We start from the raw sequence: 23,629 nt of genomic DNA, 5'->3' as shown, positions 1-23,629 counted from the left end.
CGGAGACCGATTCCGTCGCAAGAACCTGTCTACCGATGGCTCCACGTCCTTATCAAAAGCTGTCCGCTATGGACGGTACGCCCGTGTCATCCCGAACCGCCCCCGGATCCTTGCTGAGATCACCTCATTGGATGCGCGAGTCCGGCCTGGCCGCCATGCTGCCCTCGCTGCGCGACAAGGTGTGGGTCAGCTTCAGCGGCGGCAGCATGGCGATGGCCCCCCGCGTCGGCGACGACTTCATCGGCTGGAAGCCGCCGTCCGGCGCCGACGAGGCCCTGGGCGTCGTCGGCTTCTCGATATTCCCGCACGTCGACCACCCCGACCTGTCAGAGAACACCATGGCCGCGGCCGAACGCTGGGCCGCCGCCCTGCCCAACCCGGCCTACGCCATCGACGACGACACCGCCATCCGAGTCGTCGACGGCGCCGTCGACGTCATCACCGAGGGCCACTGGAAGCTGTTCGCCCCCACCGTCCCGGCCGACGGCCTCCCGGTGCTGGAGCTCGCCGCCCCCGGCCCCCTGCGCGACTCCGGCGTCGCCGCCATCCTCGACGGCACCAAGACGGCGATGACCGGCCTGCCCGCCCTCCACGAGTCCCTGCCCGCGGCCGGCGACCGCTTCTGCGTGGTCAACTCGAACGGCGATCCCGCCGCCGTCATCGAGATGACCCGCGTCGCCACCGAGCCGATCGGCTCTGTCACCGACGCCTACGCCCAGGCCGAGGGCCGCGGCTACCCCGACGCCACGGCCTGGCGAGCCGCCCACGAGGAGTTCTTCCGCAGCGACGTCGTCACCGGCTTCCTCGGCCACACCCCCGACCTCACCGACGACACCCCCGTCCTCACCCAGCGCTTCATCCTGGTCGGACGCGCCTAGGTTCGGTCATCAGCACGCCGTGTCCCCGACCACCAAGATCCGCGAGACAGAACCTAGGTCGGGGCCCACCCTCCCGGCGTGCCCCGGCCACCACCGGCCGTCCTGGATCCGCCGGCCCGACTGGAGGCGGAACCACCCGGAGACCGGTGCCGTGCCCCCGGCTACCCGACGGCCGCCCCGGCAGCCGCCCGCACCGCCGCCTCGGCGGCCTCGGCGAGCCGCCGCCGGCTCACCAACCTGCCGGGTCGCGACCGGGTGCCGCCGGACCGGCCGGCGAAGGCGGCCGGGTCGGAGGAGGTGGCCAGGTCGGAGGAGGTGGCCGGGTCGGAGGAGGTGGCCAGGTCGGCGGTGACGGTCACGGTCACCACCAGGTCCCGGAGCGCCAGCACCCGGCGTACCGAGTCGAGCATGCTCTCGTCGGCCAGGAAGGCGGGCGCGGCGGTGGCACCGACGGACCCGGCCCGGTAGCTCAGCCGTACCGGCACCACCGGTACCCGCGCGTCGACCGCCGCCTGGAACATCGCCGGCCGGAACCGCCCGGACCACCAGCCGCACCCGGCGTCCGCCCGGGGCGCCCCGCACCAGGTCGTACCCTCCGGGAAGACCGCCACCACCGCGCCCGAGCGCAACGCCCCGGCGACCTGGACCACCGTTTCCGGCAGGGCCCGGGGTCGGGTCCGGTCCACAAAGAGGGTGCCGCCCCGGGCCGCGAGCGACCCGATCAACGGCCACCGCCGTACCTCGTGCTTGGCCAGCATCCGGGCCGGCGACACCGCGAGCACCGCGGGAATGTCCAGCCACGAGACGTGGTTCGCCACCAGCAGCGCCCGGTTCCGGGGCGGCTCGCCCCGGACCACGAGGGTCACCCCGACGGCCGCCAGCACCAACCGGGCCCAGCGCCGTCCGGCGGTCTGCCGCCCGGCCCGGGACAGCAGCGGCAGTACGGCCACCAACGCCGCACCGAGCAGGAGCACCCCCGACAGTGCGAGCACCCGGCCGATCTGCCGTGCCCTGCGGACCCGTGGTGTCCGAGCCGGGTCGGGCAGGCAGTCCGGCCCACAGGGCGACTCCGGTCGCCAGAGCGACCCATGGCCGCCCGGCGCCGCCACCTGCCGGGTCGAACCGGGAGACGGCGCCGCCGACCCCGCCGACCGGAGCGGCCCGGGCGGCGGGGTGGGACGGGCCCGATGGACGACCGTCACCGGTCCGGGCCGAGGAAGTGCCGGCGGTACCGGTCGGGCATCCGGTCGAACGAGAGCAGGACGTACAGGTCGGCGACGTCGAAGTCGGGGTCGTACGCGGGTTCCCCGCAGACCCAGGCGCCGAGCCGCAGGTAGCCGCGGAGCAGCGGCGGCATCTGCGCCCGGCCCCGGATCGCGACGCCCCCGCTCCCGCCCTCGCCGGAGGTTGCCAGCGCCGCCACCGCGTCCGGCTCGGCCAGCCAGGGACGGTGCGGCCGCAGCCGCAGCGGCGGCGGGGACAGGTGCCGCCGGGACACCTCCGCCCAGACCCCGGCCGCCATCACGCCGCCGTCCTCGAGCGGCACCGAGGCACAGCCGCCGAGCCAGCGCAGGCCACGCAGGTGCAGGTAGCGGGCGATACCCGCCCACATCAGGTTGATCACGGCACCGGACCGGTGCTCCGGAGCGACGCAGGAGCGACCGATCTCCACCAGGTCGTCCCGGAGCGGGGCGAGTGGCGAGAGGTCGAACTCCCCCTCGGCGTAGCGTCGGCCGGCCGCGGCCGCCCGGTCCGGCGGCAGCATCCGGTACGTCCCGACGACCGCCCCGCTGCGGTCCTCCGAGACGATCAGGTGGTCGCAGTACGGGTCCAGGTCGTCGATGTCCAGTCCGGGTGTCGGGGAGCAGAGCCGGGCCCCGAACTCGTTGACGAAGACGTCGTGGCGGAGTTTCTGCGCGGCGGCGACCTGGGCCGCACCTTCGGCGATCGACAGGGTGTATCCGCTGGTCGCGGTCTCCGGCCCAGCGGTGAGCAGAACGGCCATGGTGTCTGTCTAGGCGCCGGTACTGCCGTTGACGTGTCGGCCGCCGGTTGGCCGTGTGTCGATACGGTGAACGCTGCGGTCAGGGGGGCGCCCCCGGCTGCCGGGTGGGTCTGCCCACGGGCCGGGGCGGGAACCGGTGCCGGGGTCGGCCGGCCGGAGGGACCGTGGGGACGAGGTCGTCTGGTACCGGAGGAGGACGGACTCGTGCCCGGGGATGAGGCGGAGGTGCGGGATCATTCCGGTTGACCGTGCGTACCGCACCGTAAAGGCTGGGCCGGCGCGCGGCCGGCACACGGCGGCGTCGAACGAGGGGAGACAAATGTCCGACGGGCGACCAGGCCCCGCGGCTGGCAGCGGCCAGATCGTGGTCTCCGGACTCAGCAAGGTGTACCGCAACGTCCGGGCGGTCGACAATCTGTCGTTCACCATCGAACCGGGCCGGGTCACCGGCTTCCTGGGACCGAACGGCGCGGGCAAGACGACCACCCTGCGGATGCTGCTCAACCTGGTCACGCCGACCGCGGGGACGGCGACGATCGGCGGGCTGCGGTACGCGGACCTGACCGATCCGGTACGGCACGTGGGTGCGGTGCTGGAGGCGTCGAGCGCGCACAAGGGCCGGACCGGCATCAACCATCTCCGGGTGATCTGCGCGGCGGCCGGCCTGCCGAAGCGGCGCGCCGACGAGGCACTCGAAATGGTCGGGCTGACCCCGGCGGCGCGGCGGAAGTTCAAGGGCTACTCGCTCGGCATGCGGCAGCGGCTCGGCATCGCCGCCGCGATGCTGGGTGATCCGCAGGTACTGATCCTCGACGAGCCGGCCAACGGGCTCGACCCGGAGGGGATCCGCTGGATGCGCGGTTTCCTGCGCAACCTCGCCGTGCAGGGGCGTACGGTGCTGGTCTCCAGCCACCTGCTCTCCGAGATGCAGCTGCTCGCCGACGACGTCGTGATCATCGCGGCCGGCCGGTTGGTCCGGCAGGGCACGGTGGAGACCGTGGTCGGCTCGATGGCGGGCAGTGCCCGGATCCGGGTACGCACCCCGCAGGCCGACGAACTCGTCACCGCGCTCAGTGCGCAGAACGCCGAGGTGGAGCGGGCCGGGGACGGGACGCTGCTGGTCAGCGGTGTGGACGCGCCGATCGTCGGCCGCGCCGCCCTGGCCGCGAGCGTCGAACTGCACGAGCTGACCACCGAGCGCCCCGACCTGGAGGGCGTCTTCCTGGAACTCACGTCCGGAAAGGCGGCCATCCGATGAGGCTGATCCGCGCCGAACTACTCAAGATCCGCAGCACCAACACCTGGTGGGTCTTCGCCCTGATCAGCCTGCCGCTCTGGGGCATCACGCTCTTCTTCAACTACTTCCAGTCGCAGTTCCTGGTGGACCCGGCGAGTGTCGGCGCGCCGGAACCCACCGGGGAGCAGGCCGCCCAGCTCGAAGTGCTGGCGGATCCGCTCAACATCGCGGCCAACCTCTACACCAACGGTCAGCTGCTCGGCCTGCTGATCGTCCTGCTGCTCGGCGTCGTCGTGGTGACCAGCGAGTTCGCCCACCAGACCGCCACCACCACGTTCCTGACGACGCCGCACCGGACGGCCGTGGTGCTCGGCAAGCTGGTCGCGGCGGCGGTGCTCGGCGTGCTCTTCTGGCTCGTCACCACCGTGCTCAACCTGATCGTCACCCCGCTGATTCTCAACGGCTTCGACCTCGGCAACCAGCTCGACCAGTCGGCGGTGTGGCAGGCCATCCTGCTCAACGGGCTGGCGTACCTGCTGTGGGCGATCTTCGGGGTCGGCTTCGGGGTCCTGATCCGCAGCCAGATCGGCGCCACGGTCACCGGGATCCTGCTCTACCTGGCCGGCTACATCGGTGCGGGGATCTTCCTGGCCCAGCTGTCCCAGCGGTTCGGCGACTGGATCAACAACCTGCAACTCCTCGTCCCGTCGCTGGCCTCGCAGTTGATGGCGACCGGCACGGACCTGCCGGGCAGTCCGCCGCGCTGGGCCGGCGCCGCGGTCATGATCGGGTACGCGGTGGTGACCGGCGTGGTCGGCACCCTGATCGTGCGGCGGCGGGACATCTCCTGAACCCGCGCGTCCCCGGGCGGTCGGCCACCCGTGCCGACCGTCCGGGGCGACGGTCGGGAAGCCGTCGCACCGCTGGCAGGGACGGCTCCGACAAGCCCACACGCAGGGTGTTCAGCCGGCTTCCGAGCGCAGGGTGGCGGAGAACTCTCAAAACCTGTGAAACGCGACACGGGCCCGATGCGACAATGCTGACGGTTAACGCACGGCGTAGCCTTGGACCCGTCTTTCGACTCAGCCCCCCGGACGGGTGGCAGAAACCGCGTGACACACAACCCGCGTGAAAGAGGCGATTACCGGCCGTGTCGACCCAGCAGACTTCGCAGGAAAATCCATTGGCGGGTTTCGGCCCCAATGAGTGGATCGTCGAGGAGATGTATCAGCGCTACCTCGCCGACCCCACCAGCGTCGACGCGGCCTGGCACGATTTCTTCGCCGACTACCGCCCGACGGGGCAGGACGGCGGCGCCGCAGCCACGACCGGGACCCAGGGTAGCCAGACCGCCACCACCGACCGGCCGGCGGAGACCGCGCCCGCCGCCCCGGCCGCGACCCCGCCAGCCGACACTCCGGCGAAGCCCGCCGCGACTGCGGCGAAGCCGGCTGCCGCCCCGGCGAAACCCGCCGCGGCCCCGGCCAAGGCCGCCGCCGCGAAGCCCGAGACCCCGTCGACGCCGAAGGCCGCACCGGCCCGGGCCGCCACGGACGGCGGGCCGCAGACCGTACCGCTGCGCGGGGTGGCCGCCCGGATCGTCCAGAACATGGACGCCTCGCTCTCGGTGCCGACCGCGACGAGCGTGCGGGCCATCCCGGCCAAGCTGCTGGTCGACAACCGGATCGTGATCAACAACCACCTGGCCCGGGGTCGGGGTGGCAAGGTCAGCTTCACCCACCTGATCGGCTGGGCCCTGGTCCGGGCACTAGCTGAGCACCCGGAGATGAACAACTCGTTCACCGAGGTCGACGGCAAGCCGGCGGTGCTCCGGCCGGAGCACGTCAACCTCGGCATCGCGATCGACCTGGCCCGGCCGGACGGTAGCCGGACACTGGTGGTGCCGTCGATCAAGGCCTGCGAGCAGATGGACTTCCGGCAGTTCTGGCAGGCGTACGAGGACATCGTCCGGCGGGCCCGGCGCAACGAGCTGACCATGGAGGACTACGGCGGGACGACGATCTCGCTGACCAACCCGGGCGGTATCGGCACGGTCCACTCGCAGCCCCGGCTCATGGTCGGGCAGGGCGCGATCATCGGTGTGGGCGCGATGGAGTACCCGGCGCCGTACCAGGGCATGTCCGAGGAGACCCTCGCCGACCTGGCGGTCAGCAAGATCATCACGCTGACCAGCACGTACGACCACCGGATCATCCAGGGCGCGCAGTCCGGCGAGTTCCTCAAGATCGTGCACGAACTGGTCCTCGGCGAGCGCGGCTTCTACGACGAGATCTTCACCTCGCTGCGCATCCCGTACGAGCCGGTCCGCTGGGTCCGGGACGTGGCGGTCGGTTCCGAGGGGCAGATCGACAAGAACGCCCGGGTGCTGGAGATCATCCACGCCTACCGGGTGCGCGGGCACCTGATGGCCGACACCGACCCGCTCGAGTTCAAGATCCGGAAGCACCCGGACCTCGACGTGTTGCAGCACGGCCTCACCCTGTGGGACCTGGACCGGAGCTTCCCGGTCGGCGGCTTCGCCGGCAAGCAGAAGATGAAGCTGCGTGAGGTCCTCGGTGTGCTGCGGGACTCGTACTGCCGTCGGGTCGGCGTCGAGTACATGCACATCCAGGACCCGGAGGAGCGCCACTGGCTCCAGGAGCGGGTCGAGCGCAAGTACGAGAAGCCGGCGCGCGACGAGCAGAAGCACATCCTCAACCGGCTCAACGCCGCCGAGGCGTTCGAGACCTTCCTGCAGACCAAGTACGTCGGCCAGAAGCGCTTCTCGCTGGAGGGTGGCGAGTCGCTGATCCCGCTGCTCGGCGAGATCCTGGAGGCCTCGGCCGAGAACAGCCTCGACGAGGTGGTCATCGGCATGGCCCACCGGGGCCGGCTGAACGTGCTGGCCAACATCGTCGGCAAGCCGTACGAGAAGATCTTCTCCGAGTTCGAGGGGCACCTGGACCCGCGTTCCACCCAGGGCTCCGGTGACGTGAAGTACCACCTCGGCCAGGCCGGCAAGTTCACCACCCCGGACGGCGAGCACTCGACCAAGGTCTCGGTCACCGCGAACCCCTCCCACCTGGAGGCGGTCGACCCGGTACTGGAGGGCATCGTCCGGGCCAAGCAGGACCGGATCGACCTCAAGCTCGAGGGCTACACGGTGCTGCCGGTGGCGGTGCACGGCGACGCGGCGTTCGCCGGCCAGGGTGTGGTCGCCGAGACGCTCAACCTCTCCCAGCTGCGCGGCTACCGTACCGGCGGCACCGTGCACGTGGTGGTCAACAACCAGGTCGGTTTCACCACCGCGCCGGAGTACTCCCGGTCCAGCCTCTACAGCAGTGACGTGGCCCGGATGATCCAGGCGCCGATCTTCCACGTCAACGGCGACGACCCCGAGGCCGTGGTCCGGGTCGCCCGGCTCGCCTTCGAGTACCGGCAGACGTTCAACAAGGACGTCGTGATCGACATGGTCTGCTACCGGCGGCGCGGGCACAACGAGGGTGACGACCCGGCGATGTCCAACCCGCTGATGTACAAGATCATCGACTCGAAGCGCTCGGTCCGGAAGCTCTACACCGAGGAGCTGATCGGTCGGGGCGACATCACCCTCGAGGACGCCGAGGAACTGCTCCGCGACTTCCAGGCGCAGCTGGAGCGGGTCTTCAAGGCCACCCGCGACGCGGCCTCGTCGGCCCGGCCCGCCGCCCGGCCGCGCCGGCAACCGGAACCGGAGCCGGTGGTCGAGACCGCGACGACCGCCGAGGTGCTCCAGGCGATCGGCACCGCACACGTCGCGATGCCGGACGGCTTCACCCCGCACAAGCGGATCCAGCAACTGCTGGACCGGCGGGCCAAGATGGCCGAGTCGGGCAACATCGACTGGGGCTTCGGCGAGATCATCGCCTTCGGCGCACTGCTGCACGACGGGGTGACCGTCCGGCTCGCCGGGCAGGACTCCCGCCGGGGCACCTTCGTCCAGCGGCACGCCGTCGTGGTCGACTCCCGGACCGGCGCCGAGCACAACCCGCTCTCCGCGCTGACCAACGACCGGTCCCGGTTCTTCGTGCACGACTCGCTGCTCAGCGAGTACGCCGCGATGGGCTTCGAGTACGGCTACTCGGTGGAGAACCCCGAGGCGCTGGTGCTCTGGGAGGCGCAGTTCGGTGACTTCGTCAACGGCGCGCAGACCGTGGTGGACGAGTTCATCTCCTCCGGCGAGGTGAAGTGGGCACAGCAGTCGTCGCTGACGCTGCTGCTGCCGCACGGGCACGAGGGCCAGGGGCCGGACCACACCTCCGGCCGGCCGGAGCGGTTCCTCCAGCTCTGCGCCGAGGACAACATGCGGGTCGCCATCCCGACCACCCCGGCCAACCACTTCCACCTGCTGCGCCGCCAGGCGCTGTCGCCGAAGCGCAAGCCGCTTGTGGTCTTCACCCCGAAGTCGCTGCTGCGGCACAAGCTCTGCGTCTCCGACGTCACGGACTTCACCACCGGCACCTTCCAGCCGGTGCTCGCCGACGGCGCCGGTACGACCGGAGTCACCGCCCCGGCGCCGGAGGCGGTGAAGCGGGTGCTGCTCTGCTCCGGCAAGGTCTACTACGACCTGGCGCAGGCCCGGGCCGAGCGCGGCATCACCGACACCGCGATCCTCCGGGTCGAGCAGCTCTACCCGCTGCCGGTCGAGGAACTCCCGGCCGCCCTGGCCCAGTACCCGAACGCCGAGGACTTCGCCTGGGTCCAGGAGGAGCCGGCCAACCAGGGTGCCTGGTCGTTCGTCGCGCTCAACCTGCTGGAGCACCTGGAGGGCGTACGGCTGCGCCGGATCTCCCGCCCGGCGGCGGCGGCTCCGGCGGTCGGCTCGGCCAAGATGCACGACGTCGAGCAGACCGCGCTGATCGAGGCCGCCCTGCCCCGACCCTGACCAGTGGACCGGGTGGCCGGGACCGTCAGCCGACGGGCCCGGCCACCGGGCCGGTCAGCCCGGGACAGGCTGCACTATCCGAAAGAGGACGTCGTGTACTTCACCGACCGAGGCATCGAGGAGCTGGTCGAGCGTCGGGGCACCGAGACGGTGACCCTGGAATGGCTCGGCGCCCGGCTGAGCGACTTCGTCGACCTCAACCCCGAGTTCGAGACGCCGATCGAGCGGTTCGCCACCTGGCTGGCCCGGCTCGACGACGAGGACGACCTGTAGCTGGTCGAGTCGACCTGTAGCTGGTCGACGACCAGGAACCGCGCTGTACCGCGACGGCTGTCCCGCCCCGGGACAGCCGTCGCGGTGTCGATCCGACCTGCGGGCGGGTCAGCCCAGCGCGAGCCAGCCGATCAGCACGATCAGCACGGCGACGACCACCGCGATGCCGATGATCAACGGCAGGCGGGACGGCGGTGCGGCGGCCGGCGGCTCGGTGGAGTGGGCGAAGGCCCGGAACGCCTCCGTGTTGCCGCTGGGGTCAGGATGTGGATCAGCCATGCCGAGCACGATAGCGAACCCGGACCAGCACGAACGTCCCCCACCTGAGCGACCGGACGGCATCGGGTCACCGGGACAACCCGAACCGACGGCGTACGGCGGGACAAACCGTCCGGCCGGCCGGCCGGCGCGGCCGGAAAGCTGACCTCGTACGGCGTACCGCCGTCTACCGTCGGTGCTGTGCGCGTCCACCCCTTGGTCGCCGGGCTGACCGCCCTGCTGCTGCCGATCGCGCTCACCGTCGGCGGGTGGGCGGTCGCCGCGTCAGCCCCGACGGCGCTGCCCGGGGCGGCGCCGGATCGAACGTACGCGGTCGGCGTGCGTACGCTCGATCTCGGTCGCGGCACCGCCCGCCCGCTTCCGGTCACCGTCTGGTACCCGGCCCGGTCGGCGGCACCGGCCGGAACCGGTACCCCGACCCTGGTGCCGGACGCCCAGATGGCACCCGGCCGGTTTCCGGTAGTGCTCTTCAGTCACGGCCTGCACAGCCTGCCGGAGATGCACGCCCCGTTGACCACCCGCTGGGCGGCGGCCGGTTTTGTCGTCGCCGCGCCCGCCTACCCGCACACCCGGGCGCGTACGCCCCAGTTCGACCGGGCCGACATCCGCCGGCAGCCGGCGGACGCCTGGCGGGCCCTCGACGAACTCGGCCTGCTCAACCAGCGGACGGGCGACCGGTTCGCCGGGCACCTGGCGCTGACCCGGATCGGCGCGGCAGGACACTCCGCCGGCGGCTACACCACCTCCGGTCTCTTCGCCCCCGGACACTCGGAGTGGCTACGTGGTGGCATCGTGCTCGCCGGGGGTGGCATGCCCGGGGCCAGCTACGGCGGACCGTCGGCACCGCTGCTCTTCCTGCACGGCGACGCGGACCGGGTGGTGCCGCTGAGCCGGGGCCGCGAGGCCTACCAGCGGGTGCCCTGGCCGAAGGCGTTCGTCACCCTGCCCGGCCGGGGGCATGGTGACTTCCTCACCCCCGGTCGTCCCGACTTCGACCGGACCGTCCTGCTGACCACGAACTTCCTGCGCTGGACCCTGTACGGCGACCCGGACGCCCTGGCCACCCTCCGCACCGCCGTGCGGGAGGGCCCCTTCCTGTCGCCGGACGGCACCGGGTGGTCAGGCGGGGCCTCGTCCTGACCGACGGCGGCCGGTCCGCCCAGCCAGCGGCGGCCGGGCAGAATCGGTGGCATGCGTCGACGTTCCGCCCGGTCGGTCCTGGCCGGTTCCGCGCTCAGCCTGACGCTGGTGCTGGCCGTACCCGCCTGCTCAATCGGCCCGGACCGGTCGACGGCCCCCCGGCCGACCGCGACCGGTACGGCGTCAAACAGCCCCTTCCCCGCCGACAGCGGTACGTCGACCGCTCCGGTCGGCGTCGCGCCGTCCCGCCGTTCCGCGGTCGGGGTGCGCGAGTTGACGTTCAACCGGGGCGGGGACCGGCCGCTTCCGGTCACCGTCTGGTATCCGGCCCCGGGCCCGGTCGACGGGACGCCGAGGTCGGCGCTGCCGGTGGCGGAGGGACGTTTTCCCGTCGTCCTGTTCAGTCACGGCCTGACCGGCCGCCCGGCGGACTACCGGGCACTGCTCGTCCGGTGGGCGGCCGCGGGTTTTGTGGTGGCGGCACCGGCCTATCCGCACACCAGTCGGGGAGCCAGCGGCGGAATCCAGGTACTCGACGTGGTCAACCAGCCGGCCGACGCGTCGTACGTGCTGACCCGGCTGCTGGCGCTGGCCGACCGGGCCGGTGACCCGTTCCGTGGTCACCTGGACCCGGACCGGGTGGCCGCGGCCGGCCACTCGGCGGGCGGGGTGACCACCATCGGGCTCTTCACCGCCGGCCGGGATCCACGGCTCGACGCCGGCATCGTGCTCGCCGGTACCGCGCTCGGTGTCGGTACGGCGTTCGCCGGCACCGCCGCACCCCAGCTCTTCGTGCACGGTGTCCGGGACGAGGTCGTGTCGTACCGCGCCGGCCGGGCGGCGTACGACCGGGTGCCCTGGCCCAAGGCGATGCTGACCCTGCCCGACGGTGACCACGGTCGGGCGCTGCTCGGCCGTGACCAGCGGGCGTTGTCGGTGGTCGCCGGCACCACGGTCGAGTTCCTGCGCTGGACGCTCTACGGCGACCAGCGGGCCAAGCGCCGGCTGCCGGAGCAGGCGGTCCAGGGTGGACTCGCCACCCTGGACGACAATCTGTGACCGGCCGGTCCGGCGAGCCGAGGACACCGGCCGGAACCGACGCCGGCTGCGCGGGGGTGCGGCCGGTCCGGACCGCCCGCACCCCGCCGGGGCCGGCTATCCCACCACGGGTCGGCGGGTGTCGACGAAGAGGTTCGTCGCCCGGTCCCAGCTGATGCCACGCTGGGTCGGCCGGGCGATCACGCCGTACCGGTAGTTGCGGCCGAAGACGTTCGCGCGCAACCGGATGTTGACGGCGTTCAGGTCGGTACGTACGCCGATCGAGTAGTTTCCGCCGTTGCAGTAGTTCCCCTCGAAGACGAGGTTCTCCACGACCGGCCCGGTGGTCGAGCCGATCATCAGGCAGGCGTTGAACGGGTCCCTGGTCACCGGGTTGTATGCCTCCAGCGAGTTGCCCCGGACCACGATGTTTGACGCGCCGGTGGTCTGCAGCGTGTCGTTGTGCGAACCCGGCTGCCGCTTCAGGTGGTGGATCCAGGAGTCCTCGACGACCACGTTGCTGCCCAGCCGGGGACCGTCGATGACGTTGCTGATGTCGACCCGGCGGAGCGTGTACTCGCCACAGCAGACCGCCGCCGAGTTCCGGCCCATGCCGTCGATCTCGACGTCCTCGACCAGGAGGTTGTCCGCCCCGTCGGTACGGATCGAGTAGTTGCTGTCACAGGTGATCCGGGACTTCCGGATGACCACGTTCCGCGCGGTGACCGTGACGCAGCCCGTGATGTCGAGACCGCTGACCACGGCACCGTCCTCGGCCAGTTTCAGCGAACCGGAGGCCTTCAGTTTGGTGCCGGCGGGTACGCCGGTGTTGTCCGGACCCGGGAACGACGTGGGGATGGCGAGGTTCGGGGCGGTGGTCTTGGTCGCCTCGCCCCCCGGCTTGGCTCCGCTGGACGGCGTGCCGTCCGGGGTGGCGTCCGGCGTCGGGCTCGGCTCGGCCCCGGTCGGTTCCTCGTGTTCGGCGGGAAGGTCGCCGGCCGCCACCGGTTCGCCGTTCCAGGTCGAGTCGATAATGGTCGCCGGCGCGTCGGGCGAGTGCATGAAGCCGAACCTGCAGCCGGTGACCCGCACTTTCCGGGCCGTGTAGTTTCCGAATACGAGACCGTTGGTCTGCGGCTCGGTGCATTGAATACTGGTGTTCTCGATCAGCGCCCCGCTGACACCCTCGAAGATCCGTATCGTGTGCGCTCCGCCGTACCTGACGGTGGTATTCCTGATCGTGACGTCGTCGGCCTTGATATGCACGTACCCGTTGATCTTCCGGCCTTCCAGGACGGTGCCGGGCTTGGTGATCGTCACCGACTCGTCACCACTGCTCGCGACCGCGACGCCGAGCCCGGCGAGGACGATCCCCAACGTTGCCGAGCCCACCACCAGGGAGCGGGGGGTACGCCAGGAACGTCTGCGCTTTCCCCGTATTGATCGTGATTGGCGCCGCTTATTCTGGTCTGACAGTGAGAAATTCTTCAAGATCCCGACTCCTTCGCCGTACACATCGTCCGCGATCAGCGGGGCGGAACGGGACGACTGTACCCGCCGGACCCAAGGGGTCGGAGGCGCGAAAGAATGGGGACAAACCCAACCTTTAGTTTTCTTGAAGTCCGCCTTTAGCCCGACTTACCGGCGCTTTTTCGACGGCTTTTCCTGCCCGGGTGTCCGTTTCGATTGCTGGCAAAACGTCCGGATTTTCAAATGCCGCCGACGCGCGTGTTCCGCTCGCCGCCGCCGGTGGAGTCCGGGCGGCGGGGCGATCGTCAACTCGTGTGGTCCAGGACGACCTTGCCGAAGACCTCGCCGGAGTACAGCCGGGCGAAAGCCCCGGTGACCTCGGAGAAGCCGTGCACCGAGTCGACAACCGGCCGGACCTCGCGCGTCACGCAGAGGTCGAGCAGCTCGGCGAGTTCCGTCGCGGTGCCCATGGTCGTACCGAGGATCTCCAACTGCATGGCGAAGACCCGACGCAGGTTCACCGTCGGCTCGTGGCCGGCGGTCGCGCCGCTGACCACGATCCGGGCCCCGGGCGCGGCCGACTTCAACGAATGGTCGAAGGTCGCCGCGCCGACCGTCTCGATCACCACGTCGACCCGTTCCGGCAGCCGCGCGCCGGGCGCCACGGCGGTGGCGCCCAGCGCGGCGATCCGCTCCCGCTTACCCGGGTCGCGACTGGTCGCGTACACCCGTTTGCCGAGCGCGACGGCGAGCACGACCGCCGCGGTCGCCACCCCGCCGCCGGCGCCCTGGACCAGCACCGACTCACCCTCGGCCACCCGGCCCCGGGTGGTGAGCATCCGGTAGGCGGTCAGCCAGGCCGTCGGCAGGCAGGCCGCCTCGACAAAGGACATCCCGGCCGGCTTCGGCACCAGGTTGGCCCGGGGCACCGCGACCCGCTCGGCCAGGGTGCCGGGATGGTGCTCGGAGAGCAGCGACAGCCCGCGCGGATCGGCCGGGTCGGGGACGACCGGGAAGACGACCACCTCGTTGCCGTCCGGGTCGACCCCGGCCGCGTCGCAGCCGAGGATCATCGGCAGCCGGTCCGCGGCCAGCCCGACCCCACGCAGCGACCACAGGTCGTGGTGGTTCAGCGAGCTGGTCCGGACCTCCACCATCACCCAGTCCGGGTCCGGACGCGTCGGTTCCGGTCGCTCGCCGACCGTCAGCGCGGCGAGCGGATCGTCGGCGTCGAACCTGGAGGCGTACGCGGCACGCATGATCGACACGTTACACGCGTACGCCGCCGATCTCCTCGGACGAACCGGTCAGGACCGGGCGACGCCGTCCCGGCGGGCCGCCTCGGCGACCGCCTCGGCCACCGCCGGCGCCACCCTCGGGTCGAGCGGCGACGGCATGATGGCGTCGGCCCGCAACTGCCCGGCGGCGACCGCGACCGTACCGTCCCACTCCCCCTCGACCGCGACCGCGGCGATCGCGTCGGCCGCGGCGACCTTCATGCCCTCGGTGATCCGGGTCGCCCGGGCCGCGAGCGCACCCCGGAAGATGCCGGGGAAGGCGAGCACGTTGTTGATCTGGTTGGGATAGTCGCTGCGACCGGTGGCGACCACGGCGGCGTACCGGGCGGCCACCTCCGGGTGCACCTCGGGGGTCGGGTTCGCCAGCGCGAAGATCGCCCCACCCGGCGCCATCCCGGCCAGCGCCTCCTCCGGGATCTGTCCACCCGAGACCCCGATCAGCACGTCGGCGTCGCGCAACGCCTCGACCATGCCGCCGGACCGGCCGGCCGCGTTGGTCAGCGCGGCGAGTTCGGCCTTGGTCGCGGTCAGGTCGGTCCGGTCCCGGTGCAGGATGCCGCGCGAGTCGCAGACCACCACCTGGGCCGGGTTCACCCCACCGGCCACCAGCATCTTCGTCACCGCGACCCCGGCGGCGCCGGCTCCGCTGACCACCACCCGCAGGTCGCCGAGCTTGCGGTTGAGCAGCGTGGCGGCGTTGCGCAACGCGGCGAGCACCACCACGGCCGTGCCGTGCTGGTCGTCGTGGAAGACCGGGATCGGCAGCGCCTCGTCGAGCCGACGCTCGATCTCGAAGCACCGGGGCGCGCTGATGTCCTCCAGGTTGATCCCGCCGAACGACGGCGCCAGCGCGGTCACCACCGAGACGATCTCGTCGACGTCCTGGGTGTCCAGACAGACCGGCACCGCGTCCACGCCGCCGAACTGCTTGAACAGCACCGCCTTGCCCTCCATCACCGGCATCGCGGCGCGCGGCCCGATGTTGCCGAGCCCGAGTACGGCCGAGCCGTCGGTGACCACCGCGACGGTGTGCGGGACCCAGGTGTACTCGTCGACCAGGGCAGGGTCGGCGGCGATCGCCTCACAGACCCGGGCGACCCCCGGGGTGTACGCGAGGGACAGGTCCTCCCGGGTGGTCAACGGGACGGTCGAGGCGACCGCCAGCTTGCCGCCACGGTGCAGGGCGAAGGCCGGGTCGGTGGGATCCACGACAGGAGATGACGGGTCCACGGCAGGGGATGACATGGTGACTCCAGGATCGTCGAGCAGATGAAGCGGCCGGTTGGACGCGAGATCGGCGATCGCCGGCAGCGGTGCGGGGGTCACCCGGTTATGAGATACAGAGCATAGTGGCGGGTCGGGCCTCCGGTGCCGTCCAGGGCCCTACCAACTGGTAACCGGTCTTCAGCGCGTCGCGACCGGAGTACCCGGCCGGCGCCGGAACCACCGCGGACGCGGCCAGTACCGCAGCACCACCCGACCCCACACGTCGGCCACCCCGTACGCCCGGGAGTCGTCGGTGACGAGGCCGTTGTCGCCGCGCAGCCACCAGCCACCGTCGACGGCGTACTCCGTCCGCTTGACCACGACCAGCCCGGGCCGGTCACGGAACTCGGCGACCACCAGGTCGCCGGGACGGACGGCCCGGCCGCCGCGCCGGACCAGCACCGCGTCGCCGTGCCGCAGGGTCGGCACCATGGACGGCCCCACCACGAGTACGGCAAAAACAGGCGCCCGGGGACGACTCCCGCCGGCGGCGATGTCGGCGGACACCGAGTTTCACCTCCGCCCCTTGGGAGACATATCGCAGGAGTAGTGTCGTCATGGATCATCACAGACTTGCTATGGAGGATCCCATGCGGCTTCCGCGCATCTTCACACCACGCATCGTCGCCAGCGCGCACTGCGATCTGCCCTGTGGCGTCTACGACCCGGCCCAGGCCCGGATCGAGGCCGAGTCGATCAAGGCGATCGACGAGAAGTACCAGGCGAACACGGACCCGGAGTTCCGTACCCGGGCGCTGATCATCAAGGAGCAGCGCTCCGAACTGGTCAAGCACCACCTCTGGGTGCTCTGGACCGACTACTTCAAGCCGCAGCACTTCGAGAAGTACCCGCAGCTGCACCAGCTGTTCAACGAGGCCACCAAGCTGGCCGGCGGCGGTGGCGGCACCAAGGCGACCACCGACGCGAGCAAGGCCGACGAGCTGCTGCAGAAGATCGACGAGATCGCCAAGATCTTCTGGGAGACCAAGCAGGCCTGACTCCGGTCGGCGCCGGCCGGTACGCCACCGGCGTCACCGGCGCGGTCACCGCGACGACGATCCGGCCGGTACGCCTGACGGGCGTGCCGGCCGTAGTCGCCGGACGCCCACCAGAAGCCGGTGTTCGCGACCCCTGACACCGCGCGCTCCGGCAGGCAGAGCACGCGCGACCGGGGGCGCACCGGTCCGGTAGAGTCCCGTACGGGGGATTATTTTGGTGACACCGCTGACCACCACACCGTCCACGACCGGTGACGACGTCGTCCTCCTGACCGTGCCCGCCGACGGCGGCTACCTGGGGGTGCTGCGTACCGCCACCGCCGGGCTGGCCGCCCGGCTGCACTTCGCCCTGGACGAGATCGAGGACCTGCGGATCGCCGTCGACGAGGCCTGCGCGATGCTGCTGGCCGTGGCGACCCGGGACGCCGAACTCGACTGCCGGTTCGCGGTGACCGAGGACGCGCTGACCGTCGAGGTCGCCGTGCCGACGGCTCCCGGCTCCCGGCTGCCGGCGGAGTCGTCCTTCGCCTGGAAGGTGTTGACCGCGTTGACCACCTCGGCCTCGGCGGCCGTGGTCGACGGTCGGGCGACGATCACCCTGCTCACCCGGCGCTCCGGCGGGGTCTGACCACGCCTCACGTCTGTCGGGCCGGTGCCCGCTAGGCCGAAGGTCGGTTCCGTTCCACGCCGAAGCCGAGCGCCCGGTTCGTCGGCGGGCTCAGCAGCAGGCCGCAAACGAGCAGGCCGAGCGCGATGAGCGGGCCACCCAGCCAGCCCAACCCGCCCTGCAGCATGTAGTAACCGATCGGCAGCAGCATGAGCTGCAACACCATGGCCGGGGCCCGGGCGCCGGAGCGGCGCCGGCCGAGCGCGACGGCCAGCGCCCAGAGCACGGCCGCGCCGATCGCCGCGAATCCGGTGACGAAGAGCGCGTTGACCAGGTCGGTGGCGGTCACCGTGAGTGTCTCGTACACCAGGAAGAGCGCCAGCACCGCCAGCCCGGCCGCCTCGGCGCGGAGCAGCCACACCGCCCCGAGCAGTTGGCCGGGGAGCGGTTCGGAGTCGCTTGTCACGGCCGCCACGATACTCGGCGTCGCGGGGTACAGTGCCGCCCATGCGGGCCATCCTGGTGGTCAACCCGAAGGCCACCACCACCACGGGCCGGGGCCGGGACGTGCTCGTCCGCGCGCTCCGCAGCGAGGTCGACCTCACCGTCGAGTACACCCGACGGCGTGGGCACGCGACGGCGCTCGCCCGGGAGGCTGTCCGGGACGGGGTCGACCTGGTGGTGACGCTGGGTGGCGACGGCACGGTCAACGAGGTGGTCAACGGTCTGATGACGGGGACGCCGGACGATCGCGACGCCCCGTCGCCCGCTGACCGCCGGCCGGCCCTCGCCCCGGTGCCCGGTGGTTCGACAAACGTCTTCGCCCGGGCCTTGGGTCTGCCGAGCCAGTGGCCGGAGGCGACCAGTGTGATCCTCGAGGCACTGCGGCTCGGCCGGGTACGCACCATCGGCCTCGGCCGCGCGGACGACCGGTACTTCACCTTCTGCGCCGGGTTGGGGCTGGACGCCGCGGTGATCCACCGGGTGGAGCGGGCCCGCCGCCGGGGCCGGGTCTCCACCCCCACCCTCTATCTGCGGTCGATCGCCGAGCAGTACCTCTTCGGCACGGAGCGCCGGCATCCCACGATCAGCCTGGAACGTCCGGGCGAGCCGGCCCAGGGCGACCTGGCCACCGTGATCGTCCAGAACACCGCGCCGTGGACCTATGTCGGGCGCCGCGAGGTGAACCCGAACCCCGACGCCTCGTTCGACCTCGGCCTGGACGTGCTGGCCATCCGCCGGTTGCGGGTCCCGAGCACGACCCGGATGGTGGGTCAGATGCTGGCCCGTCAGCCGGATCCGCACGGCCGGCAGGTCCTGCGGCTGCACGACCTGGACGAGTTCACCGTGGTGGCCGAGCGCCCGCAGGCGTTCCAGGTGGACGGCGACTACCTCGGCGAGCGGAACAAGGTGCGATTCACATCCGTCACGGCTGCACTAAGAGTAATCTGCTGACCCTGGGGTACAGCCACCGACAGAGCAGGCCCGAAGCGACCTACCAGGACGGTGCCGGAAATGCCAGCAATGTCGGGTGGACTGTACTATATTGATTCTCGGCTGTGGCGCACCGGGTGCCGACAAGGGCGGGAATCCGGGCAAATGGGTCGTGAGCTGTCTCACCTGTCCAGAGTTTTTCCGGGCGTTACCCTTGACATCGCGAGCGTTCGTGAAAGTATTCACAAGCGAACTTGAGTTACCGGAACATTGCGTGGACGCGCCCCGCCGGCGAGAGTCCTCCGCAGGTTCCACAAACACAAAGCCTGCTCTCGGCTGCCGTAACGATGGGCACCCCCGTCGTGATCGACACCGCAGACGCATAAAGAAAGATCCACCAAGCACTGCCGCCCACCCAGAATGAGGAGTGTTGCCGCCATGGACTGGCGCCACCATGCTGCCTGCCGCGACGAGGACCCGGAGCTGTTCTTCCCGATCGGGACGTCCGGCCCTGCCGTGCTGCAGGTCGAGCAGGCCAAGGCCGTCTGCCGGCGTTGCTCCGTGACCGACGAGTGCCTGCAGTGGGCACTCGAATCCGGTCAGGACGCCGGGGTCTGGGGCGGAATGAGCGAAGAAGAGCGGCGCGCCGTCAAGCGCCGCGGCGGCCTGCGGGTCCTGCGCGCTCACTCTGCCTGATCGACCGATCGACCGCACCGACGCAACGAACGTCCCGGGGGATCCTCTCCCCCGGGACGTTCTGCTTTTCGAATACGACGAGTGCCGAGAAGAATTCATTCCGCCGAACGCCGGCCGAACGACACCAGAAGATGATTCACCATAGGCTGCCGTCACCGTCCCGATCCCGGGAACACCATCACGGATCTGATCGCCGCACACACGCTCCGCCAATCCGGCGGGCACATCTTGGCGGCACGCACACGCTCCGTAACCCTCGGTATTTTTGATCACGCTGTGTGCCGGGACTCGTCGAGCCGGGCGAGCACCAGACGGGCCAGTTCGGGCGCGTCCCCGAGCGGCGCGGCCAATCCGACCGCCCCCGCCCGCCGCGCCGACTCCATCGCCGACCCGTGGAGCCGCCCCGGCGCCAGGAAGTAGGTGGCGACCGCCACCCGGCGGGCACCGGCCGCCCGGAGCGCCGTCACGGCCTCACCGGCGGTCGGCGGCGACGCCGAGGCGTACCCGACCCGGGTCGGCACGTCCAACGTGGCACCGAGCGCCTCAGCGGCCCGCTCGACCGTACGCCGGGCGGCGGCGTCCCGAGTGCCGGCCGCGGCCAACACCACACCGTCGACCGCACCGTCCCGGCCGGCCGACCGGTCGCCGGTGACCTCCGACAGCCGACGGCGGAGCCCGGCCAGCAGCTCGGGATGCGGCCCGGCCACGGTCGGCCCGAGCACGTCGGTGACCCGGACCGGGATCCGCAGCCCGGCGTCCCGCGCCGCGGCGAGGGCGCCCGGGATGTCGACCCGGCCGTGGTAGGCCGCGGTGAGCAGCAGCGGGACCAGCACCACCGCCCGGTGACCGGCCGCCTCCAGCCCGGCCAGCACCGCCCCCGGGCGGGGCGGTCCGTGGTCGAGATAGCTGGCCCGGACCAGCAGGCCGGGCCGGGCCGCCGCGACGGCCCGGGTCAGCGCCTCGGTCACCGCGGCGGCCCGCGGATCCCGGCTGCCGTGCGCCACCAGCACGACCGGGTCCGACGCCCCGGTCACCGGTCCGGTCCGTCGGTCAGGAGTGCAGGCCGCACTCGGTCTTCTCGAACATCGCCCACCGGCCGGCGCGGGGATCCTCCCCCGCCTTCGTCCGCCGGGTGCACGGCCAGCAGCCGATCGAGGTGTAGCCCTGCCGGAACAGCTCGTTGACCGGGATGTTCCACCGGGCGACGTACGCGTCCACGTCCGCCTGGGTCCAGGCCGCGATCGGATTCACCTTCACCTTGCCGCGCCGCGGGTCGAAGCCGACCACCGGCGTGTTCGCCCGGGTCGGCGACTCGTCCCGGCGCAGCCCGGCCGCCCAGGCGTCGTAGTCGGCGAGCGCCCGCTCCAACGGCTCCACCTTGCGCAGCCCGCAGCACTCGTCCGGCGCCCGGGAGAAGAGCCGGGGACCGTACTCGCCGTCCTGCTGGCCGACGGTCTGCCGGGGTCGGATCGACCGGACGTTGACCGGCAGGGTCCGGGCCACCGTGTCGCGTACCCTCAGCGTCTCCGGGAAGTGCAGCCCGGTGTCGAGGAAGACCACGTCGACGCCGGGCGCGACCCGGGAGACCACGTGGGCGAGGACGGCGTCGGCCATCGAACTCGTCACGCAGAACCGGTCGCCGAACTCCTCCGCCGCCCACCGGGCGATCTCCTGCGCCGGCGCGCCCTCCAGCTCACGGTTGGCCTCCTCGGCCAGCGCCCGCAACTGCTCCGGGGACCGCCGGGCCGGGTCGACCGGCGCCTGCGGACCGAGCTTCACCAGGCCGAGATTGGCCGCCACCACCGGACTCATGTGGGTTCCCCTTCGTTCGCGACGGCGGCGGCGAGCAGGCCGGTGAACTTGACGGTGAAGACCCGGGCGCAGGCCCGGCACTCCCAGGCACCGTGCGACTCCGCGTGGGGCCGCAGGTCCTCCTCACCGCAGTACGGGCAATACATCGGCGCGGCTCGGGTGTCACCACTCATCGCAGTTCCTCCTCGTCGACTCGCACAACCCAGTTCGCGAAGCTCTCGTCGGCGGTACGTCCGGCCAGGTAGCGGCGGGTGAGCCGCTCGACGTACCCGGGAAGTTCCTCGGCGGTGGTCTTGAGACCGCGCAGCTTGCGGCCGAAGCCGGCGCTCTGCCCCTCGGCCATGCCGAGGCCGCCGCCCAGATGCACCTGGAAACCCTCGACCTGACGGCCGTCCGGACCGACCACCAGTTGGCCCTTGAGCCCGATGTCCGCGGTCTGGGTCCGGGCACAGGCGTTCGGGCAGCCGTTGAGGTGGATGGTCAGCCCCGCCGCGCCGAGGTCGGCGCCGGCCAGCCGCTCCTCCAGCCGGGCCACCAGCTCCTGGCCCCGGGCCTTGGTCTCGACGATGGCCAGCTTGCAGTACTCGATGCCGGTGCAGGCCATGGTGTCCCGGCGCCAGACCGACGGGTACGGCTCCAGACCGATCCGGCGCAGCGCCACCACCAGCGACTGGGTCCGCTCCGGCGGCACGTCGAGCACCAGCAGCTTCTGGTACGGGGTGAGGCGTACCCGGCCGCTGCCGTGTTCGGCCGCCGCGTCCGCCAGTTCGGCCAGCTGGGTGCCGGAGATCCGGCCCACCACCGGCGCCGCCCCCACGTAGTTGCGCCCGTCCCGCTGCCGGTGCACCCCGATGTGGTCGATCGGCTTCGCCGGCAGTTCCGGCGCCGGACCGTCCAGCAGGCTCCGGCCCAGGTATTCCTTTTCCAGCACCTCGCGGAACTTCTCCACACCCCAGTCGGCGACCAGGAACTTCAGCCGGGCCCGGTGCCGCAGCCGCCGGTAGCCGTAGTCACGGAAGATGCCGACCACCCCGGCCCAGACGTCCGGCACCTCGTCCAGCGGCACCCAGACGCCGAGCCGCTGCGCCAGCATCGGGTTGGTGCTCAGTCCGCCGCCGACCCAGAGGTCGAAGCCGGGGCCGTGCTCCGGGTGCTCGACACCGAGGAAGGAGATGTCGTTGACCTCGTACGGGGTGTCGACCAGCCAGGAGATCGAGGACTTGAACTTGCGGGGCAGGTTGGAGTACTGCGGGTCGCCGACGTAGCGACGGACGATCTCGTCGATCGCCGGCGTCGGGTCGAGCAGTTCCGTCTCGGCGACGCCGGCGACCGGGCTGCCGAGCACGACCCGGGGGCAGTCGCCGCACGCCTCGGTCGTCTGCAGGCCGACCGCCTCCAGCCGGCGCCAGATCTCCGGCATGTCCTCGATCCGCACCCAGTGCAGCTGGATGTTCTGCCGGTCGGTGATGTCGGCGGTGTCCCGGGCGAACTCCCGGGAGATGTCCGCGACGACCCGCAACTGCTCCAGGCTGAGCTCGCCGCCGTCGATCCGGACCCGGAGCATGAAGTACTCGTCTTCCAGCTCGTGCGGCTCCAGCACGGCGGTACGTCCACCGTCGATCCCGGCCTTGCGCTGGGTGTAGAGCCCCCACCAGCGGAACCGGCCGCGCAGGTCGGCGGGGTCGATCGAGGCGAAGCCCCGGTGCGCGTAGATGCTCTCGATCCGGGCCCGTACGTTGAGCGGGTTGTCGTCCTTCTTGGTGCGCTCGTTGGGGTTGAGCGGCTCACGGTGCCCGAGCGCCCACTGTCCCTCGCCCCGGGGGCGACGCGCCGGACGGGCGGGCCGGGCGGGGGTGGCCGTCGGGTCGCTCGTGGCGCCGGGTCGGACCGGGGTACTGCTGACCGCCATCGCGGCGTCCTCCGTTGTCGGGTGCGGCGGGGAGGGCGCGCAGCCGACCGCGTTCGGCCGAGCGGGCCGGCGACGGTGTCGACGACGTGTCAGGGAGACAACGTGTCAGGGAGCCGGCCCGGTGCGCGCCCGGGACGGAAAGGTCCAGGCGACGTCAGTGGGCCGGACAGATCGCGCTGCGGACGCGGCCGTAGTCGACGTGGCGACGGGAGGTGAATCCCGGCCTCGCGAAGCGGCGCACGGCGGCGGTCATACCCGTCATGCTCCCACATCCGTATCGCCCGGACCACAGTCGGCGAGCGGACGTCCCGCCTGACGGACCCGCTGTGGCGGGGGTCACGCTACTATTCCTCGTACCAGGAAAA

23 protein-coding genes are annotated in these 23,629 nt (G+C 71.5%); 11 read left to right on the top strand and 12 right to left on the bottom strand.

Annotation, left to right across the window (positions count from 1 at the left end):
• Nucleotides 1-155: 155 nt before the first annotated feature.
• Complete coding sequence (locus ABGB21_RS14665; RefSeq protein WP_347678163.1) at nt 156-878, top strand: ASCH domain-containing protein; 723 nt, start codon at nt 156-158, stop codon at nt 876-878.
• 161 nt (nt 879-1,039) lie between these two features.
• Here the strand turns inward: ABGB21_RS14665 and ABGB21_RS14660 are convergent, their stop codons facing one another.
• Complete coding sequence (locus tag ABGB21_RS14660) at nt 1,040-1,870, bottom strand: lysophospholipid acyltransferase family protein (protein ID WP_347678161.1); 831 nt, start codon at nt 1,868-1,870, stop codon at nt 1,040-1,042.
• A gap of 206 nt (nt 1,871-2,076) precedes the next feature.
• Complete coding sequence (locus tag ABGB21_RS14655; protein ID WP_347653480.1) at nt 2,077-2,883, bottom strand: GNAT family N-acyltransferase; 807 nt, start codon at nt 2,881-2,883, stop codon at nt 2,077-2,079.
• A gap of 319 nt (nt 2,884-3,202) precedes the next feature.
• Here ABGB21_RS14655 and ABGB21_RS14650 point away from each other — a divergent pair, with 319 nt between their 5' ends.
• From ABGB21_RS14650 to ABGB21_RS14635, 4 genes are all read left to right on the top strand, one after another.
• On the top strand, nt 3,203-4,141 hold the full coding sequence (locus ABGB21_RS14650) for an ABC transporter ATP-binding protein (RefSeq protein WP_347653479.1): 939 nt from the start codon (nt 3,203-3,205) through the stop codon (nt 4,139-4,141).
• Complete coding sequence (locus tag ABGB21_RS14645; RefSeq protein ID WP_347653478.1) at nt 4,138-4,971, top strand: ABC transporter permease subunit; 834 nt, start codon at nt 4,138-4,140, stop codon at nt 4,969-4,971. Before ABGB21_RS14650 ends, ABGB21_RS14645 begins: the two co-directional genes overlap by 4 nt.
• A gap of 299 nt (nt 4,972-5,270) precedes the next feature.
• The gene (locus ABGB21_RS14640) at nt 5,271-9,044 is read left to right on the top strand and encodes a multifunctional oxoglutarate decarboxylase/oxoglutarate dehydrogenase thiamine pyrophosphate-binding subunit/dihydrolipoyllysine-residue succinyltransferase subunit (protein WP_347678159.1); all 3,774 of its coding nucleotides are present in this window, start codon (nt 5,271-5,273) and stop codon (nt 9,042-9,044) included.
• 93 nt (nt 9,045-9,137) lie between these two features.
• Nucleotides 9,138-9,317: a DUF6104 family protein gene (locus ABGB21_RS14635; protein ID WP_331212238.1), complete on the top strand. Its 180-nt coding sequence runs from the start codon at nt 9,138-9,140 to the stop codon at nt 9,315-9,317.
• Nucleotides 9,318-9,425: 108 nt separating this feature from the next.
• Here ABGB21_RS14635 and ABGB21_RS14630 read toward each other — a convergent pair whose 3' ends face one another.
• Nucleotides 9,426-9,596: a hypothetical protein gene (locus ABGB21_RS14630; protein WP_347653476.1), complete on the bottom strand. Its 171-nt coding sequence runs from the start codon at nt 9,594-9,596 to the stop codon at nt 9,426-9,428.
• Between the two features lie 180 nt (nt 9,597-9,776).
• Between ABGB21_RS14630 and ABGB21_RS14625 the strand changes: the two genes are divergently transcribed.
• Nucleotides 9,777-10,736 carry an alpha/beta hydrolase gene (locus ABGB21_RS14625; protein ID WP_347678157.1) on the top strand — a complete coding sequence of 320 codons (960 nt, stop codon included), beginning with the start codon at nt 9,777-9,779 and terminating at the stop codon, nt 10,734-10,736.
• A 51-nt stretch (nt 10,737-10,787) separates the two neighbouring features.
• Entirely contained in the window at nt 10,788-11,795 is a 1,008-nt protein-coding gene (locus tag ABGB21_RS14620) for a chlorophyllase (protein WP_347678155.1), read from the top strand.
• 96 nt (nt 11,796-11,891) lie between these two features.
• Here the strand turns inward: ABGB21_RS14620 and ABGB21_RS14615 are convergent, their stop codons facing one another.
• The 4 genes from ABGB21_RS14615 to ABGB21_RS14600 form a co-directional block, all read right to left on the bottom strand.
• Nucleotides 11,892-13,169 (bottom strand): hypothetical protein, encoded by a 1,278-nt coding sequence (locus ABGB21_RS14615; protein ID WP_347653473.1) that lies wholly within the window; start codon nt 13,167-13,169, stop codon nt 11,892-11,894.
• A gap of 380 nt (nt 13,170-13,549) precedes the next feature.
• Nucleotides 13,550-14,512 carry a zinc-binding dehydrogenase gene (locus tag ABGB21_RS14610; protein ID WP_347678153.1) on the bottom strand — a complete coding sequence of 321 codons (963 nt, stop codon included), beginning with the start codon at nt 14,510-14,512 and terminating at the stop codon, nt 13,550-13,552.
• 39 nt (nt 14,513-14,551) lie between these two features.
• Nucleotides 14,552-15,787, bottom strand: coding sequence for an NADP-dependent malic enzyme (locus ABGB21_RS14605; protein ID WP_347678151.1), 1,236 nt, complete (start codon nt 15,785-15,787; stop codon nt 14,552-14,554).
• Nucleotides 15,788-15,946: 159 nt separating this feature from the next.
• A complete protein-coding gene (locus ABGB21_RS14600; RefSeq protein WP_347653472.1) occupies nt 15,947-16,315 on the bottom strand; it encodes a S24/S26 family peptidase in 369 nt (122 codons plus the stop codon).
• Between the two features lie 83 nt (nt 16,316-16,398).
• Between ABGB21_RS14600 and sodN the strand changes: the two genes are divergently transcribed.
• Both sodN and ABGB21_RS14590 read left to right on the top strand, forming a co-directional pair.
• The gene (gene sodN / locus ABGB21_RS14595) at nt 16,399-16,806 is read left to right on the top strand and encodes a superoxide dismutase, Ni (protein ID WP_347653471.1); all 408 of its coding nucleotides are present in this window, start codon (nt 16,399-16,401) and stop codon (nt 16,804-16,806) included.
• A 217-nt stretch (nt 16,807-17,023) separates the two neighbouring features.
• The gene (locus ABGB21_RS14590; protein ID WP_347653470.1) at nt 17,024-17,434 is read left to right on the top strand and encodes an ATP-binding protein; all 411 of its coding nucleotides are present in this window, start codon (nt 17,024-17,026) and stop codon (nt 17,432-17,434) included.
• A 31-nt stretch (nt 17,435-17,465) separates the two neighbouring features.
• Here the strand turns inward: ABGB21_RS14590 and ABGB21_RS14585 are convergent, their stop codons facing one another.
• Entirely contained in the window at nt 17,466-17,879 is a 414-nt protein-coding gene (locus tag ABGB21_RS14585) for a hypothetical protein (RefSeq protein ID WP_347653469.1), read from the bottom strand.
• Between the two features lie 41 nt (nt 17,880-17,920).
• Here ABGB21_RS14585 and ABGB21_RS14580 point away from each other — a divergent pair, with 41 nt between their 5' ends.
• Both ABGB21_RS14580 and ABGB21_RS14575 read left to right on the top strand, forming a co-directional pair.
• Complete coding sequence (locus tag ABGB21_RS14580; protein ID WP_347653468.1) at nt 17,921-18,868, top strand: diacylglycerol kinase family protein; 948 nt, start codon at nt 17,921-17,923, stop codon at nt 18,866-18,868.
• Between the two features lie 417 nt (nt 18,869-19,285).
• The gene (locus tag ABGB21_RS14575; protein ID WP_130464821.1) at nt 19,286-19,543 is read left to right on the top strand and encodes a WhiB family transcriptional regulator; all 258 of its coding nucleotides are present in this window, start codon (nt 19,286-19,288) and stop codon (nt 19,541-19,543) included.
• A gap of 269 nt (nt 19,544-19,812) precedes the next feature.
• Here ABGB21_RS14575 and ABGB21_RS14570 read toward each other — a convergent pair whose 3' ends face one another.
• The 4 genes from ABGB21_RS14570 to ABGB21_RS14555 are packed head-to-tail and all read right to left on the bottom strand — an operon-like array spanning nt 19,813 to nt 23,264.
• Nucleotides 19,813-20,577: a CbiX/SirB N-terminal domain-containing protein gene (locus ABGB21_RS14570; protein WP_347678149.1), complete on the bottom strand. Its 765-nt coding sequence runs from the start codon at nt 20,575-20,577 to the stop codon at nt 19,813-19,815.
• 16 nt (nt 20,578-20,593) lie between these two features.
• Nucleotides 20,594-21,355: a phosphoadenylyl-sulfate reductase gene (locus tag ABGB21_RS14565; protein ID WP_347678147.1), complete on the bottom strand. Its 762-nt coding sequence runs from the start codon at nt 21,353-21,355 to the stop codon at nt 20,594-20,596.
• Nucleotides 21,352-21,528: a hypothetical protein gene (locus tag ABGB21_RS14560; protein WP_347678145.1), complete on the bottom strand. Its 177-nt coding sequence runs from the start codon at nt 21,526-21,528 to the stop codon at nt 21,352-21,354. Before ABGB21_RS14560 ends, ABGB21_RS14565 begins: the two co-directional genes overlap by 4 nt.
• Entirely contained in the window at nt 21,525-23,264 is a 1,740-nt protein-coding gene (locus ABGB21_RS14555) for a nitrite/sulfite reductase (RefSeq protein WP_347678143.1), read from the bottom strand. Before ABGB21_RS14555 ends, ABGB21_RS14560 begins: the two co-directional genes overlap by 4 nt.
• Nucleotides 23,265-23,629 lie beyond the last annotated feature (365 nt).

The sequence above is a fragment of the Plantactinospora sp. B24E8 genome (genome assembly GCF_039871735.1).
In the GTDB taxonomy this organism is placed as follows: domain Bacteria; phylum Actinomycetota; class Actinomycetes; order Mycobacteriales; family Micromonosporaceae; genus Plantactinospora.
The sequence above is the reverse complement of the archived record's forward strand: the minus strand, read 5'-3'. Positions and strand labels throughout refer to the sequence as shown.